Origin of the sequence: Sphingopyxis sp. USTB-05 (genome assembly GCF_023822045.1) — a bacterium.
Lineage (GTDB): Bacteria > Pseudomonadota > Alphaproteobacteria > Sphingomonadales > Sphingomonadaceae > Sphingopyxis.
Genome location: NZ_CP084712.1, coordinates 1,326,328 through 1,343,097, shown reverse-complemented (window position 1 = coordinate 1,343,097; position 16,770 = coordinate 1,326,328). Strand labels below are relative to the sequence as shown.

15 protein-coding genes are annotated in these 16,770 nt (G+C 63.4%); 5 read left to right on the top strand and 10 right to left on the bottom strand.

Annotation, left to right across the window (positions count from 1 at the left end; genetic code table 11):
- Positions 1 to 11: 11 nt before the first annotated feature.
- Genes KEC45_RS05910 through phhA form a run of 6 tightly spaced genes read right to left on the bottom strand, consistent with a single transcriptional unit; the run spans position 12 to position 5,793 of the window.
- Positions 12 to 1,148, bottom strand: coding sequence for a cupin domain-containing protein (locus KEC45_RS05910; RefSeq protein ID WP_252171658.1), 1,137 nt, complete (start codon positions 1,146 to 1,148; stop codon positions 12 to 14).
- Positions 1,145 to 2,158, bottom strand: coding sequence for a carbon-nitrogen hydrolase family protein (locus KEC45_RS05905; RefSeq protein WP_252171657.1), 1,014 nt, complete (start codon positions 2,156 to 2,158; stop codon positions 1,145 to 1,147). Before KEC45_RS05905 ends, KEC45_RS05910 begins: the two co-directional genes overlap by 4 nt.
- The gene (gene kynU, locus KEC45_RS05900; RefSeq protein WP_252171656.1) at positions 2,155 to 3,396 is read right to left on the bottom strand and encodes a kynureninase; all 1,242 of its coding nucleotides are present in this window, start codon (positions 3,394 to 3,396) and stop codon (positions 2,155 to 2,157) included. Before kynU ends, KEC45_RS05905 begins: the two co-directional genes overlap by 4 nt.
- Positions 3,393 to 4,022: an arylformamidase gene (gene kynB, locus KEC45_RS05895; protein ID WP_252171655.1), complete on the bottom strand. Its 630-nt coding sequence runs from the start codon at positions 4,020 to 4,022 to the stop codon at positions 3,393 to 3,395. Before kynB ends, kynU begins: the two co-directional genes overlap by 4 nt.
- Positions 4,019 to 4,924: a tryptophan 2,3-dioxygenase gene (locus KEC45_RS05890; RefSeq protein ID WP_252171654.1), complete on the bottom strand. Its 906-nt coding sequence runs from the start codon at positions 4,922 to 4,924 to the stop codon at positions 4,019 to 4,021. Before KEC45_RS05890 ends, kynB begins: the two co-directional genes overlap by 4 nt.
- On the bottom strand, positions 4,921 to 5,793 hold the full coding sequence (phhA, locus tag KEC45_RS05885) for a phenylalanine 4-monooxygenase (protein ID WP_252171653.1): 873 nt from the start codon (positions 5,791 to 5,793) through the stop codon (positions 4,921 to 4,923). The genes KEC45_RS05890 and phhA overlap by 4 nt, the downstream gene beginning before the upstream one ends.
- Positions 5,794 to 5,981: 188 nt before the next feature.
- Here phhA and KEC45_RS05880 point away from each other — a divergent pair, with 188 nt between their 5' ends.
- Complete coding sequence (locus tag KEC45_RS05880) at positions 5,982 to 6,464, top strand: Lrp/AsnC family transcriptional regulator (protein ID WP_083435814.1); 483 nt, start codon at positions 5,982 to 5,984, stop codon at positions 6,462 to 6,464.
- Positions 6,465 to 6,477: 13 nt separating this feature from the next.
- Here the strand turns inward: KEC45_RS05880 and KEC45_RS05875 are convergent, their stop codons facing one another.
- Positions 6,478 to 7,233, bottom strand: a complete 756-nt coding sequence (locus tag KEC45_RS05875) for a helix-turn-helix domain-containing protein (RefSeq protein WP_062181919.1) — start codon at positions 7,231 to 7,233, stop codon at positions 6,478 to 6,480.
- 176 nt (positions 7,234 to 7,409) lie between these two features.
- On the opposite strand from KEC45_RS05875, the gene KEC45_RS05870 reads away from it, so the two are divergent.
- Genes KEC45_RS05870 through KEC45_RS05860 form a run of 3 tightly spaced genes read left to right on the top strand, consistent with a single transcriptional unit; the run spans position 7,410 to position 9,945 of the window.
- Positions 7,410 to 8,366, top strand: a complete 957-nt coding sequence (locus KEC45_RS05870; protein ID WP_252171652.1) for an alpha/beta hydrolase — start codon at positions 7,410 to 7,412, stop codon at positions 8,364 to 8,366.
- Positions 8,363 to 8,941 (top strand): FMN-binding negative transcriptional regulator, encoded by a 579-nt coding sequence (locus KEC45_RS05865; RefSeq protein WP_252171651.1) that lies wholly within the window; start codon positions 8,363 to 8,365, stop codon positions 8,939 to 8,941. The genes KEC45_RS05870 and KEC45_RS05865 overlap by 4 nt, the downstream gene beginning before the upstream one ends.
- On the top strand, positions 8,938 to 9,945 hold the full coding sequence (locus KEC45_RS05860) for a histone deacetylase family protein (RefSeq protein ID WP_252171650.1): 1,008 nt from the start codon (positions 8,938 to 8,940) through the stop codon (positions 9,943 to 9,945). Before KEC45_RS05865 ends, KEC45_RS05860 begins: the two co-directional genes overlap by 4 nt.
- A 51-nt stretch (positions 9,946 to 9,996) precedes the next feature.
- Here KEC45_RS05860 and KEC45_RS05855 read toward each other — a convergent pair whose 3' ends face one another.
- On the bottom strand, positions 9,997 to 12,186 hold the full coding sequence (locus tag KEC45_RS05855) for a TonB-dependent receptor (RefSeq protein ID WP_252171649.1): 2,190 nt from the start codon (positions 12,184 to 12,186) through the stop codon (positions 9,997 to 9,999).
- A gap of 258 nt (positions 12,187 to 12,444) precedes the next feature.
- Between KEC45_RS05855 and KEC45_RS05850 the strand changes: the two genes are divergently transcribed.
- Positions 12,445 to 14,613, top strand: a complete 2,169-nt coding sequence (locus KEC45_RS05850) for a S9 family peptidase (protein ID WP_252171648.1) — start codon at positions 12,445 to 12,447, stop codon at positions 14,611 to 14,613.
- On the opposite strand, the gene KEC45_RS05845 is transcribed toward KEC45_RS05850, so the two are convergent.
- Together KEC45_RS05845 and KEC45_RS05840 are read right to left on the bottom strand one after the other, a co-directional pair.
- Entirely contained in the window at positions 14,610 to 15,401 is a 792-nt protein-coding gene (locus tag KEC45_RS05845) for a sulfite exporter TauE/SafE family protein (protein WP_252171647.1), read from the bottom strand. The two genes, KEC45_RS05850 and KEC45_RS05845, sit on opposite strands and share 4 nt — an antisense overlap.
- The gene (locus tag KEC45_RS05840; RefSeq protein WP_062181933.1) at positions 15,398 to 16,756 is read right to left on the bottom strand and encodes a RimK family alpha-L-glutamate ligase; all 1,359 of its coding nucleotides are present in this window, start codon (positions 16,754 to 16,756) and stop codon (positions 15,398 to 15,400) included. Before KEC45_RS05840 ends, KEC45_RS05845 begins: the two co-directional genes overlap by 4 nt.
- Positions 16,757 to 16,770: the final 14 nt, after the last annotated feature.

Here is a 16,770-nt window from a genome sequence, read left to right as displayed (position 1 = left end):
ATCCTGTCTGTTCAGGCGGACTGGTGACCGCCATTTTCGGAATAGGGTTCGTCGATCCGGACGCCGAGCGCCTCCATCACGGGGAAATCGTTGAACGAGAAAAGGAAGGCCTCCTCCGACGCGTCGAGATTGACATGTTCGTGCCAAACCCACGCGGGCACGCAGAAAATGTCGTGCGTGCCCCAGTCGAAGCGCTCGCCGCCGATGATCGAATAGCCGCGTCCGCCCGCGACATTATAGACAACATTCCCCGTGTGGCGGTGCGCCTTGCCGCGGAACCCGGGCTTCAGCATCTGCATATGCGCGCCCATCGTCTGGAGCGCCCAGCCGCCGGTCAGCGGGTTCGAGTAACGCACCATATGCCCGTCGAACGGCGTACCGTCGGACACTTTCGCGAGATTCCACAGCGCGTCGCGCGTCGCTTCCCAGCGATAGACCATCACCGGCGAATAGGGCTTCTCCCACGCCGGCAGGCCTTCGGGCCGCAGCCCTGCGCCACCATAGCTCAGCGGCAGGTCGTCGGCGGGAAAGGCGGCGGTCTGTGCAGGCTGGTCATAGACCGCGTAGAAATTGGTCTCGAGGCTGTTCATCAGCGGGATGTCGAGCCCGTCCTGCCAGATCGACACCTCGCCGTCGGAAACGACGCCATGGTCGTGCCAGGCACCGTTCGGGGTCAGCACATAGTCGTTGGCGCCCAAGGTGATGTGGTGCCCATCGACGACGGTATAGGCGCCCTTCCCCTCCATGATGAAGCGATGCGCCGACGCGGTATGGCGGTGCGCGGGCGTGATTTCGCCGGGCCGCATCGCCTGCATCCCGCTGAACAGCCAGCCGCACACCGCAACATTCTCGCGCCCTGCATCGCTGTCGTTGAGCAGGGTCACGACGCGGCGCCCGGCCTCCTCGGGTTTCACCAAGTCGAGCGCGCGCAGGCACATGTCGCGCATCTCGGCATAGCGCCACAGCGTCGGGCGATAGCGCGTCTCGGGCTCCCACGGCTCGATCGCATTGGCACGCTTCCAGAAGGCGCCTGCATTACGTCCCGCAAGCTCCTGATAAAAAGCTTCTAGTTCGGGCGTGTCGGTGACGCGTGCTCGCCCAAGAACATCGTCGCGCGGGTCGATGATCGTGCTGTTTCCTGTCATCATGACGTCTCCTCGTCGGGATCGACGGGCCGCGGCTCGTCGACGAACAGGGCCGACGCGCGCGGGGTCCGGTCGACCGTCAGGTTGAAGATGTCGAAGCGGTTATAGCCGCCGATGATGTCGTGCATCAGCTTGGGCCGGATGCACTCGCCAAGATCGATATCGGCATAAACAATGCCCTCGTCATCGATCAGTGCCTCGCCGACCAGATTGCCGTGAGGGTCGATGATGCCCGAAAAGGCGCTGTTCGGCCGCGATAGCAGGTCACGGTTCTGCGGCCGGTCGGCGCTCATCGCGTCGATGATTTCGGCGCTCACCGCCGAACAAGCGACGATCGTGAAAACCTTGCCCTCAAAACTGTGCGCGGTCGCGCGGATCTTGATCGCCTCGGCCATATTGTATGACGCGGGCGCGACGGGCAGCGCGATATAATTGGCAACATGCACCAGCTCGCCCTGCGAGAGCAGCGCAAAGCGCGCGAGCGTGTTGGTGTTCTCGCCGCACGCCAGCGTCCCGAGCGGCCCGACCGGCGTGTCATAGACGCGGATCGAGCTGCCGTCGCCGCCCGCCCAGGTCAGCTTCTCCGCCCAGGTCGGCACCAGCTTGCGGTGGCGCCCCAGCAGGCTGCCGTCGGCGCCGATGATGAGGTTGGTGTTATAGAGCGTCCCGACGCTCACCGGATCGCGCTCGTTGATCCCGATAACGACGGTGCAGCCATGATCGCGCGCCGCAGCGCACAGCGCGGCGACCTCGGGGCCCTCGACAAGCACCGAAGCGCGATACAAGCGCTCATGCCATTCGGCGCCCTCGATCGGCGTCATCAGCCAGTTCCAATAGGGATAGGCCGACACGAACACCTCAGGGAACGCCACAAGCTGCGCGCCATTCCCCGCCGCCTCGGCAATCAGCGCGCACGCCTTGTCGACCGTGCGCGCGGTGTCGAGGAAGACCGGCGCGGCCTGCACCGCGGCCACCCGCGATTTGGGCAGGAAAGGTGCCGACACGTCGCTCATGTGACCGCCGCCCGCTGATGATATTGCGGCTTGTCCCACGCCCGCGTCGCACAGACCTTTTCGAGCCGCCGGACGGTTTCGACAATGTCCTGATACCGCAGGTAAAGCGGCGTCAAACCGAAACGCAGGATATCGGGCGCGCGGAAGTCGGCGATCACGTCATACTCCTTGAGCGCCTGCACGATCTGGTACCCCTGCGGATGCGCATAAGCGACCTGGCTGCCGCGCTCCGCATGCCCCTGCGTGCTGACCAGTTCAAAGCCATAGGCGTCGCAAAGCGGCTGCATCCGCTCGATGAAAAGATCGCCCAGCGCGAGCGACTTGCGGCGGATTTCAGCCATATCGGCTTCGAGTATCAGGTCGACGCCGACTTCCAACGCCGACAGCCCGAGCACCGGCGGCGTACCGCACTGAAAGCGTTCGATCCCGGCGGCGGGGTCATAATCCTCCTCGAAAGCGAACGGCCGCGCGTGGCCGAACCAGCCTGAGAGCACCGGGGTGGCGGCATGGTGCCGCGCCGCCGCGAACAGATAGGCGGGCGCACCGGGGCCGCCGTTCAAAAACTTATATCCGCACCCGATCGCGAAATCCGCATTCGCGCCATTGAGGTCGACCGGGATCGCGCCCGCGCTGTGGCTCAAATCCCAGACGACGAGCGCGCCCGCATCATGCGCAGCGCGCGTGATCGCCGCCATGTCGCGCACGCGCCCCGACTTATAGTGGACCTGCGTGAGCAGCAGCACCGCGACATCCGCGTTCAGCGCCTCGACGATATCGTCGGGCGCGACGGTCACCGCCTTCACGCGCCCGCCCGAAAAGGCCTCGATGCCCTGCATCATATAGACGTCGGTCGGGAAGTTCGTGGCTTCGGACAGGATCACCGTCCGCTCACGCCGCAACGAAAGAGCGGCCGTCAATGCCTTGAAGATATTCACCGAAGTCGAATCGGTCGCGACGATCTCACCCGGCTTCGCGCCGATCAGTCGCCCGATCTTGTCCCCGATGCGCCGCGGCGCTGTCGACCATTCGGCCCCGAGCCAAGAGGTGATCAGCCCCTCGCCCCATTCGCTGCCGACAACCTCGGCCAGCCGGTCGCCCGTCGCCTTGGGCAATGCACCCAGCGAATTGCCGTCGAGATAGATCAACCCTTCGCGCAAATGGAAGCGCTCACGGAACGGCGCAAGCGGATCGGCCGCGTCGAGCGCCGATACATCGGCGGCAAACATCGTGTCGGTCATGCGATTTCCCTCAGGATGGCGCGCACCGGACTGGCGTCGGCGCCGACGATGCGGAGCGGCAGCGCGACGAGCTCGTACCGGCCGGGCGGCACGTCATCGAGCACCAGTCCCTCCAATATCCGCATATCGGCCGCCTTCACCGCCTGATGCGCATCGAGCGTCTTCGACTGTTCGGGGTCGAGCGAGGCGGCGTCGGTGCCGATCAGCCGCACCCCCATCGAACCCAGCCGCGCAATCACGTCGCTGGCGATGGCGGTGAAATCCGAATCCCATTGGTCGTGCGGGAATTGCTCATAGGTCCGCAGCAACACGCGCTCGGCGCTCTCGATCGCACCCCAGTTCACGTCGGCAATCTCGACCCGTCCGCGCGCATGACGCATGTCGAGCAGCACGCATGGGCCGATATAGGCATCAAGATCGCAATCGGCCGACGAAGCACCGTCATTGGCATAATGCAGCGGCGCATCGCCGTGCGTGCCCGCGTGCAGCGGCGTGAAAATGCCGCCGACATTGACCGGACAGCCGTCGCCGATCACCGCATGATTGTGGAGCGCAAAGGCCGGCTCGCCCGGCCACACCGGCACCGCGGCGTGCAGCGGCTGTGAAATATCCCAGATCCGGCTCATGCGCCCTTCCCTTCGGCATAATCACCGCCCTCACGCGGCGCGGTCATCTCCGTCCGCATCGACCAGAGCTCGGGAAAGAAGCTGAGGCTCAGCGCCTTGACGAGATAATTGACTCCCGATGAGCCACCCGTCCCCGGCTTGTGCCCGATCACACGCGCGACGGTCTTCATGTGCTTGAAGCGCCATTCCTGGAAATAATATTCGAGCGCCGTGATCTTCTCGGCGAGCGTGTAGAGATCCCAATGTCGCTCGGGATCGGTATAGATCGCAAGCCACGCCTTCTCGACCGCTTCAGAGGCTTCGTAGGGCTTGGTCCAGTCGCGCTCCAGATGATCGGCGGGAATGGCAAACCCGCGCCGCGCGAGCAGCTTCAGCAACTCGTCATAGAGCGACGGCGCCTCGAATGCGGCGCGCAACCGCGCGGTCGCTTGCGGATCGTCCTTGTGGACGATCATCATATCCTCGCGCTTGTTGCCGAGCAGATATTCAAGCTCGCGATATTGCTGCGACTGGAACCCGGAGGCGCGGCGCAGGAAACCGCGAAAGGTCAGAAAATCGTGCGGGGTCAGCGTCGCGAGCACTTCCCAGCTATGGATCATATGCCGCTGGATCGTCGCGATCCGGTCGAGCCCCTTGCCCGCAATCTCCAGCCGGTCGGCCTTGATCGCATCATAAACCAGCCGCCCCTCGTGCAGTACCAGCTTTAGCCACAGCTCCATCGTCTGGTGCATGATGATGAACAGCATCTCGTCGGGCTTGTCCGACACCGGCACTTGCGCCGACAGCAATTGCGCGGTCTGCAGGTGCCGCGCATAGGTCAGGCCATTGTCCCACTGGATCGTCTCGCCGTCGATCTCGGTTTCGAAAATATCGGTGCCGCCGTCGCTCGTCTGCCTGATCATAGGGATGCCTCTCCGCTTGCCGGCGCGGCCGGCCGATCCCCTTCATAGGCGACATCGCTGCGCCAGGCATCCCCAGGGTCAAGCGCCGGTTCGCCGGCAATTTTCCGATAGATGCCGGCGAAGTCGGTTTCCTCGGTCGCGCGCAGCAACGCCTCGAAACCCTCGACGACGAAATAGGTCTGCTGGAATTCATCGAAATTATACCGCGTACGCATCACGCGTTCGATATCCAGCCAGATGCGTTGCGGTTCGGGCGACGTCAGCGCCGACACCGTCTCGGCAAGGCTCGACATCAGGCCGCCGCCAAAAGCACGGAGCTCGCCGTCTTCGACGACCAGGCCGAACTCGACCGTATAGAGCCACAAGCGCCCAAGATAATCCGCCGCCCCCAGCTTCTCGGCACGTAGCCCCGCTTGGCCATAAGCGACCAGAAAATCTGAAAACGCCGGATCGGTCAGCATTGGAATATGCCCGAATATGTCATGAAACATATCGGGTTCTTCGCTGTACGCGATCTGCTCGGGCGGGCGGACGAAATTGGCGGCGGGAAAGCGTTTGTTGGCAAGATGCTCGAAAAAGGGTTCGTTCGGGATCCAGCCGGGCACCGCGACCACCTCCCATCCCGATGCGGGTTTCAGCAAAGCATTGAGCTCGGCGAAATCGGGAACTCCCGGTTTCAGCTTGCGCAGAATCTCAAGGCCTTCGAGGAACGACCGACATGCATAGCCATCCAGCGCCGCCGACTGTTGGTCGAACAGGGTCCGCCAGGTTTTATGCTGCCCGGCGGTAAAGCCACGCCAGTTTTGTGGCATCGTCCAATCGGCCGCGACACCTTCGGGCGGTGCATCGAAAATATGTGTCGCGGCCATCGGTCTCTCTCCAAACCTTCGGATCGAAGAGATAGCGCGGCGCCGCGCGAACATTGTGCGGATTTCACGCGAAGAGATCACGGAAAATTGGCAATCGTTCTTCAAAACATAAAAATATCAGGAAATTGTTCTTCACATTAGGATGGTCTATCCTGATTATCGTCAAAAACCGATTCAGGGCGGAACGCATGGACAAGCTGGACTGGAAGATTATTGCTGAACTCGAACGCGACGGTCGGCAATCCTACGCCGACCTGGGCGAGCAGATCGGCCTGTCAAAATCGCCCTGCTGGTCGCGGGTCAAGAATCTCGAAGAGAGCGGCGTGATCGAGGGCTATGCCGCGCGGGTCGATCCGATCGCGATTGGACTCGCGGTGCAAAGTTTCGTCGAGGTGCAGATCCGCTTCGACGCGCACATCGAGTTCGAAGCGGCGGTACTCGCGCACCCTGCCGTCGTCGAATGCCACACGACTGCGGGCGAGAGCGACTATCTGCTCAAGATATTCGCGCGCTCGGCGGACCATCTCGACGAATTGCTGCGTCACAATCTGTCGAAGCTTCCCGGTGTCCAGCGGTTAAAGACGGTCGTCTGCCTCAAGACGATCAAACGGCATGGGCACCTTGCCGAGTGGGCGCGAACGACCGAGAAGCGTGCCCCCCTGTCCTCCTGACGCCGGAGCGGCGTCAGTGTTTCAGATACTGGCTCGGCGGCACGCCAAAGGCGCGGCGGAACATCGCGGCGAACCCGCTGGGGCTGTCATAGCCGACGTCATAGGTGACCTGCGTGATCGACGCGCCCGCGGCGAGCATCGACAAGGCCTCCATCAGGCGGACCTGCTGCCGCCAGACGGCAAGCCCCATTCCCGTTTCCTGCTTGAAACTGCGCGTGAAAGTGCGCCGCCCCATCGCCGCGAGCGCGGCCCAATCGTCGATGTCGCGCGGGTCCGACGGGTCGGCGATGATCGCGTTGCAAACGCGAAGAAGGCGCGGGTTCGACGGCATCGAAACCTGATAGGGCGCGTTCGGCATGCGGCCGATTTCGTCGAGCAGCAGGCCGATAATCCGCCCCTCGCGCCCATCGACGTCATAGAGTGCAGGGAAATCGACAACCTCGAGGATCAACGACTTCACCAGGTTGGACACTTCAAAGACGCGGCACTCGTGCCCAGTCTCGCCGCTACACGGCAGGTAAAGCGTGCGAAGCGACACCGGGCCGCGGCACGCGACTTCGTGCCTTGTTCCCGCGGGCAGCCATACCGCGCGCTGCGGCGGGATCACAAAGCTGGTTTCGGGCGTACGGACCGACATGACTCCGGCCGAGGCATAGAGGATCTGAATATGGTCGTGGCTGTGCATTGGATCGACGAAGCCCGCAGGATATTCATCCTGCAGCGCAATGACCGGACGGTCGTTCGTCAGAACATCGACACTGTGCTTCATGGCCCAATTCTCGCAAGCCCTAGTCAAATGTACAATATAGGCCGCGCGTGCCCCTGACCAGCGGCGATGCGTCCACTGGCCTGTCCGGCGCGGTGATTGGCCCGAACGTGCGATAGATGCGCGTGCGTAGCAGCTATCAGGCGATCAAGGATCGTTTCGAGAAGGATTTGCGAAATATGTCAAAGGGCCTGGATGCCATGCAGAACGACATGGCCGACCCCGATATCCGGCGCTTTGTCGACGCGATCAACGCCGCTTATGCAGAGCATGGCGCGCCCGAAGGCGCGAGCATGGCCTCGCGGCGCGCCGTCGCCGAACGCGTCCGCAAACCATGGCGTGAGGGTGGCCCGATAATGGCGGAGAGTCGCGAAATCGACATGGGCGGCGTCCGCCTGCGGCTTCACCGGCCGGTCGCCGACGTGAAGTTGCCCGTCATGCTTTATATTCATGGCGGCGGCTGGACATTGTTCAGCATCGACACGCACGACCGGCTGATGCGCGAATATGCCGCGCGCGCGGGCATCGCAGTGCTCGGCATCGATTACAGCCTGTCACCCGAGAGCAAGTTCCCGGTCGCGCTCGAAGAATGCGCGGCGGCGCTCGACTGGATCGCGGTCCAGGCGGACGCGCTGAACCTCGATGCCGGACGCGTCCTGATCGGCGGCGACTCTGCCGGCGCCAACCTGTCGGCCGCGACCTGCCTTTTGCAGCGCCAGCGCGGGCGCCCGCTCCCGATCGCCATGCTGCTCAACTATGGCGCCTTCGCCCCCGAACATACCCCCAGCTACGCGCGCTTCGGCGCAGGGGACTATTCGTTGGAAGCCGACGAGATGGACATATTCTGGGCCAACTACATCGACACGCCCGACCAGCTCGCCGATCCGCTCGTCGCCCCGCTGCGCGCCGATCTGTCGGGCATGCCTCCGTCCTTCCTCGCCATTGCCGACTGCGACATCCTCGCCGACTGCAACGACGCCTTCGCAAGCAAACTTAAAGCCGCCGGCGTGCCGACGCGCGCCGTCACCTATCGCGGCGCCACGCACAGCTTTCTGGAAGCCGCATCGATCGCCCCGCTCGCGGGCCGCGCGCTCGACGAGCAGGCCGTCTGGATCCGTGATATCGTCGGGGCATGACAAGCCTCTACTCCCCGCGCGGCGCCGCCGACATCGCGCAGTTGGTCGCCGACTACCCGCTCGCCTGGCTCGTCTCGCGCGATTTCCACGCGAGCCCGCTGCCGCTGATTGCCGAGACTGACGACAGCGGCGCGGTCGTCGCGCTCTTCGGCCATTGCTCGCGCCGCAATCCGCTCGTCGCCGATTTTACCGCCGATCCGCGCGGGCTGATCCTCTTCAACGGGCCCGCCGGCTACGTGCCGACGAATTTGCTTTCGAAACCCGACTGGGCCCCGACCTGGAATTATGCGGTGCTGCGCTTCACCGTCGACATCGAGTTCGTCGAGGGCGAAACGAGCGATGCAATCGAGCGGCTCGTCGAAAAGCTGGAAGATGGCGCCTGGTCGACAGCGAGCCTTGGCGGGCGCTATGAGACGATGCTCGACCAGATCATCGCCTTTCGCGCTCACGTCCGTTCGGCGGAGCACAGCTTCAAGCTGGGTCAGGATGAAAGCCCGCAGGGCTTTGGTGAAATCGTCGCAGGTCACGCCGACCGGACGCTGGTGGAATGGATGGAAGGACAGGCCCGGACGTGAAGCTTTTCTTCGATGATCGTCAGACCGCCCACGCACCGCTGCGCGAACTGCACAACGGCGACTGGGTGCCCTATGCCGAGAATGTCGAACGGCCGCGCTCGATCGTCGAACAATTCGACGACTGGAACCCGGTTCGCGATTTCGGCATGGCGCCGCTGCTTGCGGTGCATGACGCCGATTATCTCGCCTTCCTCGAACGCGCGCATCGCGACTGGCTCGCCGCCGGACGCAATGGCGACGCCATCGGCTACACCTTCCCGATCCGGCGCCGGCGTCCACTGGGCTTCGGGCGCATCGACGCCGATCTCGGCGCCTACAGCTATGACGCCGGAACGCCGATTGCGGCGGGCACGTGGGAATCGGCCTATTGGTCGGCGCAGGGCGCGCTCACCGCGCTCGATCATCTCGCGACCAGCGGCGATGCTCATGCCTTTGCGCTGTGCCGCCCGCCGGGCCATCACGCCGGGCGCGACTATATGGGCGGCTATTGCTACCTCAACAACGCGGCGATCGCCGCGCGCGAGGCGCATAATCGGGGGCTGGGGCCGGTCGCGATCCTCGACATCGACTATCATCACGGCAATGGCACGCAGGACATCTTCTACGAAGATCCCAGCATCTTCTTCGCCTCGATCCACGCCGACCCCCGCACCGACTACCCCTTCTATTGGGGCCACGCCGACGAAATAGGCGACAACGAAGGCCATGGCACCACCCAAAACCACCCCCTCCCCCAAGGAACCGACGGGCAAAGCTATGCGCCCGCGCTCGACACCGCGCTGGCGGCGATTTCGAATTGGGGGGCGAAATTCCTCGTCTTGTCGTTCGGAGCCGATACGCACAGCAGCGATCCGATTTCGAGCTTCGCACTCGAGCGTGAGGATTATGTCGAGTTGGCGGGGCGCATCGCGGCGCTTGGCGTCCCGACGCTGATCGTGATGGAAGGCGGCTATGCCGTCGGCGATCTCGGCAAGAACGTCGCAGCTTTCCTCTCAGGTTTCTGAAGACAAAAAGGGCCGCCCCGCTCGACCGACCGGGGCGGCCCTTTCTCATTCTCAGTTCAGGCTAAACCTTACGCTCGCACCGATCGTGCGCGGACGGGCGACCGATCCCGCGAACGAGAAAGGCGCGTTCAAGATGCCGTACTGGTTAAACAGATTTTTCGCGAACAGGCCGAGTTCTATCCGGTCGCTCACCGTCACCGAGGCGTTGAGGTCGATGACGTGGAAATCGCCCTTTTCCAGCGTCGCGCCGAACGCCACCGGGGCGCTCGACATATAACGGTGCGACAGGCCGATCCGCGGCTTCAGCGGCGAATCTGGGAGGGTCAGATCGATCGAGTTCGACAGGATCCATTCAGATGCACCGGGCAACCGCGATCCCTTGGCATAACCGCCGCCGGGCGCGAAGCTGTCGGGCAACAGCGACGACAGCCGCGCATCATTGTACGAGACGTTCGAAGTGAAGGTCAGGCCGCGCGTCGGGCGCATTGTCAGGCTGAGTTCGACCCCGTCGATATTCGCCCCGGCGCCATTCACGGTGTAGGCGCGGATATCGGGCGTGAAGAGGCGTGCCTGGATATTGCCCCAATCGATGTGATATGCGGTGAGATCGACTGACAGCGTGCCGTCGATCAGGTCGAAGCGCGTGCCGACTTCATAGTTTTTGGTCGTGTCGCTGCCGAACGACTGCGGTAAGTCGGGATAGGGCAACGCAAAGACATTGAGCCCGCCGATACGGAAGCCTTCCGAATAGAGCGCATAGACCATGAAGTCGTCGTTCGGCTTGTACGTCAGCGACGCCTTGGGAATGAAGTCGGACTGCTTGTCCGCCGCCGGCGCATAATCGAACGCCGGAACAAGATCGATATTCGGCGCCAGCGTCGCCTCCGCCCGCGTGCGATATTCGAACAGGCGGCCACCGAGGGTCAGCGTCAGCTGGTCGATGATGTCATAGCTGATTTCGCCGAAAATCGCCTTTTCGGTAACATGGTTGCGATAGGTCGAGCGGCTGGTGAAATCGTCGGGCGTGATCACGCTGCTCGGCTGGCCGCCGAACTCGCCGGGGTTCGCATCGACATAATCGGCGATGCCTTCCAACCGCAGCCGATCGTTGCCATAGCCCTTCAGGCGCGTGTAATTGGCGCCAAGGAGCCAGCGGAAACGGCCGCCATCGGGCGAGGCGAGACGGACCTCGGCATAGCGAGTGTTCGAATTGCCGAAGCCGATGCCAACAAGCGGCGTCCCGGTACGCGGATCAAAGGCGCCGAGACCATAATCGAACAGCGAGCTAGCCTTTTTCTTCGTGTAGCTGCCGACCGCGGTCAGCGTCGCAAACCCCAGATCCTGCTCAACGCGCAGGCTGTGCATCTGGAAATCGCTGTCCTGATACTCGCGCTCGGTATTCGGCCGCGTATAGTTGCGGGTGCCCGGGATGATGAAGACATAGGTCTGATCGTCGAGATCATATTCCTGATACATGCTGAGCGCTGAAATGCGCGTCGTCTCGGTCGGAGTGAAGACGATCGACCCGCGCAGGCCTCGAACCCGCAAATCGTTGCTGCCCTTGTCGCCGATGCCGGGGCTGTTCAGATAGCCGGCGTCGACGCGCTGGAGCGCGACGAGGCGCACCGCGAGCTTGTCCGTCACCAGCGGGGCATTGACCATTCCCTTCACCGCATAGCTCGCCTCGCCCGCGCGCTTGGTGGTCGACACCATGCCTTCGAAACCCGCGTCGAATTTCGACGGGTCGGCCTCATTCACGACATAATTGATCGCGCCGCCGAGCGACGAGGATCCGAACAATGTACCCTGCGGTCCGCGCAGCACCTCGACGCGGCTGATGTCGAATGCGTCGATGTCGGGAATGACGAGCGGGAAGCCCGGTTCGCCAAGCGGCAGTTCGTTGAGATAATAGCCCGTCGTCGCCTGGTTCGCTTCATGATAGGTGGTCGAGGCGATGCCGCGGATCACGACTTCTGAATTGCCTGGCTGATAGTCGTTGAACACGACGCCCGGGACGCGGGTGATATAGTCGGAGAGGCTTTGGGCGTTGAGCTTTTGCAGCGTCGCTTCGCTAACCGCCGACACCGAACCGCTGACATCGCGAACCGACTGTTCGCGCTTCGCCGCGGTGACGACGATTTCATTGTCGTCGACCTCCTGCGCCAACGCGCCCGATGCCTGACCCAACGCCAGGATCGAGATGCCACATGCGGCGACCCGCCTGATCGATGCAAAGCCCATTTTTGCCTCCCTATTTTGATATTGCCTATTGGTAGGAAAATCCGATGCTCAAGCTATCATGCGAAGCTGGCGTGTCGGCGATGGTCGGGCCATATTCCAGTTGGATCGGGCCAGCGCGTTCGCGCAAGAAACCGCCGTTTAGCGGGAAGTTGAGACCAAATTGCCCGATCGGTGGATTGGGCGGCCTGATCGGCGCAGTAAGCCAATCGCCGCGACATACACTGGACGCGACATCCCCACCGGGCGAGAGAGGGTCGCATGCAAGACATCGAGAACAAGAGCCGGAGAATGTTCATGAGCAGCGTCGCGCTGGCGGCACTCCTGCTTGGAAATCGCGCGAGCTGGGCGACAGATAATGGGACTACCCCACGCTGGCCAAAGATCGCGCCACCGCGATCGCCGCGTATCTCGCATGTGATCGAGCAACTCGGCCGCACGCGCGACGACGCCTATAGCTGGATGAAATTCATTCCCGCTGCGGGAGAGCGCACGCGCGCAAATCTACCCGAAGCGGTCGGCACGATGTTGAAGGCCGAGAACGACTATGCCGATGCGATCCTTGCGCCGCTAACCGGCGAACGCGCAAAACTGCTCGACGCGATGCTCGCACGCGCGTCGGGTGACATGGCGGCCCCGGCGCTCGAACGCGACGGCTGGGATTATGGATCGGTGCGCCCCGCCGGGGCGGCCCATGCGATCTACACGCGCAGCCGGAAGGGCGGAAAACCGGAGCAACTGATCGACGAGGCAGCGCGCGCGAAAGGCCAACCCTATTTCCGCAGTACGGGGCACCAGCCGAGCCCCGACCATCGCTATTTCGCCTGGGCCGAGGATGTCATCGGCAACGACCGCCACCGCATCTGTATCCGCGACAATCAGACCGGCGAGGTGCGCACGATCGTCGACAAGGATGCCTATGGCTATGGAGGACTCTCCTTCGCTCCTTCGTCGCGCTGGCTGTTCTGGATATGGCGCGACGCGCGTAACCGTCCAACGCGCCTCTACCGCACTTCGGTCGACGGCAAGGTGACCGACCTTGTCTATGAGGAAAAGGATCCTGCGATCTTCATGCAGGTGAAGCGCACGGCGGCCGACGGCTTCGTCGCGTTGACCCTCGCCGGTCCCGAGACCGCCGAAGTCCGGCTGGTATCCGCCACCGACGAAACCGCCGCTCCGATCATAGTCTGGCCCCGCAAGACCGGGATACTCTATGACATCGACGAGTGGAACGGCGGTCTGATCGCGCTGACCGACATCGACGGCGCGTTCGACATGACGCTGGTGCGATTGGACCCGAGGGATTTCCAAACCGCGGCGACGCTCGTGCCACACCGCGCGGGAACACCGATTCTGCAGATCCAGCCTTTCAAGCGTGCGCTGGTGCGGCTCGAACGTGTCGACGGCCTCCACCGGCTTGTGATCCTTCGCCCCGACGGCTCCGAACAGGCGATCGGCTTCGACGATCCCGCCTATGCGATCGAGCTCCCTCCCGAGCAAAGCTATGCCGCCTCATCGGTGATGATCGTCCACCAATCACCCAAATCGCCTCGGCGCTGGATTCGCGTCGACCTTGCGAGCGGCAAACAGACCATCGTGCAGCAACAGAAGGTGGCAAACTTCGACCCCGGCGATTATGAGGTCGAGCGCCTGTTCGCCCCTGCCCACGATGGCGAAATGGTGCCGATCACGCTGGTTTCGCGCCGCGGCGCACCAAAGGACGGCAAGGCACCGCTGCTGCAATATGGCTATGGCTCCTATGGCGTGCCGAGCGATCCCGAATTTTCGATCCCCGCACTCGCGCTTGTCGATCGCGGCTGGCGCTATGCGATCGCGCATGTGCGCGGTGGATCCGAAAAAGGGCGCCAATGGTTTCTCGGCGGGCGAAAGTTCACTAAGCGCAACAGCTTCACCGACTTCATCGCCTGCGCCGAATATCTTGCCGCCGAGAACTATACCGCAAAGGGCAAAGTCGTCGCCTATGGCCTGTCGGCGGGCGGGCTGCTTGTTGGCGCCAGCATGAATATCGCGCCGACCCTGTGGGGCGGCGTGATCGCACAAGTGCCGTTCGTCGACATGCTCAACACGATGAGCGATGGCGCTCATCCGCTCGTTCCGCTGTTCCGTCCCGACTGGGGCGACCCGCTCGCCGACCCAAAGGCCTATGACTATATCGCCTCGATCTCACCCTATGAGAATGTCCAGGCGGCCGCCTATCCGCCGCTGCTCTGCACCGCGGGCCTGAAAGACGATCGCGTCGCCTATTGGGAGCCCGCCAAGCTCGTCGCCGAGGTCCGGCGACGTTCGACGAGCGGAAATCCTGCGCTGCTTCACACCGATATGGATAGCGGGCATCAGGGCAGCGCCGACCTTGCCAGCGAATATGGACAGAAGGCGCTGTTCTGGGCCTTCGCCATACGCTGCGTCTAAAAGCCCCGAAAAGACGGCACCGGCGCAAACATCAACGCGATAAAGCCATAGGCGCTCGCGAGCAGCAGCAGCACACCCGCGCCGCCGACCAGCCAGTCGGCGCGCAGCCGGCGAACGAGCCAGGCGCCAATCGGCGCGGCAATCACGCCCCCGATTAGCAGACCGATCGCCGCCGTGCTGAAGCTTTGCCAGCCCATCGTACCGATAAAGCCGGCTGCGATCGTGACAGTGACGAAAAATTCAGATGCGTTGACCGTGCCGATCACGGTTCGCGGCTCGGCGCCCTGCGCGAGCAAGTTCGCGCTGACGATCGGGCCCCAGCCGCCTCCGCCCGACCCGTCGGCAATCCCGCCGACAAGCCCGAGCGGCCCGACAAGTTTCAAGCTGCGATAGGTTTGCGGTCGCCGCGCCCCGCGCCAGAGCAAATAGATGCCGACGGCGCCGAGATAGGCGAGCACGACCGGTCGCGCGATGCTGTTGTCGATATTGGTCAATATCCACACGCCGATCAGCCCGCCAACGATACCTGGGACGACGAGCCGGCGGAACAGCCGCCAGTCGACATTGCGCTGCATCGCATGCGCGAGCCCCGACACGCCGCCGGTAAAGCTTTCGGCAACATGCACCGCTGCCGACGCGGACACCGGCGGCAATCCGAGCACGAGCAGCAACGCAGTCCCGATGACGCCGAACGCCATGCCAAGAGCGCTGTCGATCAGTTGCGCGGCAAAGCCGATCAGGATGAACGGCAGTAACGCCCAGAGCGTCAGCCCCTCGAATATCGTCATTGCGCGGCTTTCCGTGCGTGGGTCGGTCTGGGCTTGCGGCGCGTCAGCAGGAACACGGCGGGGAAGCCCAGAGCAATCAGCGACAATGCGCCCGCAAAAATCGGCTCTCCTCCAGCCAGCCAGGGCAACACCGCCGCCCAGATCGACACGCCAAGCACGGTCAGCAGCGTCTGTTCCTGATCGATATCGGTGTCGACGCCGAGCGGCACGCCCCGCGCGTCGGCGCGCAGCGCTTCAAGGCGCCGCGCGACGGGGCTGTGCGGCGCGGCACGGCTCCCCGGCGTCAACGAAGAGATGACCGACCCGAGCCCTGCCCCGACCAACCGCACACCCACCGCGCGCGCGAAGGCACGCGGCTCCTCAAGGCGATCGCCGATCGATCGCAGACTGAGCCGGCCGCCGAAAACAAGGTCGATCAGCGCATCGCCCGTCAATGCTTTGATCGGGCGTGCTTCGACAGCGTGGCTCGCCTCGATCCAGTCGAAGATCGCGTTCGGAACATCGATGCTGCACGCGCGCTCCAGGCCTTGGAAACCAGGCGCGCTATTCGCTTCACAGATCCGGTAACCTTCTTCGTCGAACAATATGTCGATCCCGGCAACTTCCAGCCCCAACGTATCAGCGGCGCGCGCCGCCAGATCCGCCATCTCGCCGGTCGGCGTATACGCGATGCCGACACCGCCAAGCGACACGTTCGATTTAAAATGGCCCGCGGGGGAGCGCCGCTCCATCGCGGCGATCACGCGACCACCGATCACGAGCACGCGAACATCACGCCCGTGGCTGGACCGCACATAGTGCTGGAACAGGAAATCCGCCTTGGCATCCGCGCTTTCGAGCAGCCCGGCGAGATCCTCGAACTGGCTGCGATCCTCGCATTTAAGTACGCCGGTGCCGCGCGTCCCGCGCAGCGTCTTGACGATCAGCGGAAAGCCCAGCTCCTCCTCGACGACATCGACCCCGATCGGGAATTTACCCAGAATGGTCGCGGGAATCGGCAGCCCGGCACGCGCAAGCCGCTGCATCGTGTGGAGCTTGTCGGCAACAAGGTCGATCGCCTCGGGACCGTTGATCAGGCGCACGCCACGACGCTCAAAATGGCGGAGCACCGCGAGCGTAAAATAATCGGTCTCGGCACCCGTCCTGCACAGGATGAAATCGGGCCGCTCGAGCGAATGGCCTTCATAATGCACCGACCAACCCTCGACCGGAGCCGCGACGATATCGAAATTATGCGGTTTCAGGACGTGCAGTTCGACCCCGCGCGCGGCCGCAGCTTCCTGAAAGCGCAGGATTTCGGGGACCTCCGGCAAAGCGGGATCGAGATCGCGCGCGAAGAAAATCCAGCCCAGCAAAGGTTGCTCCTCGA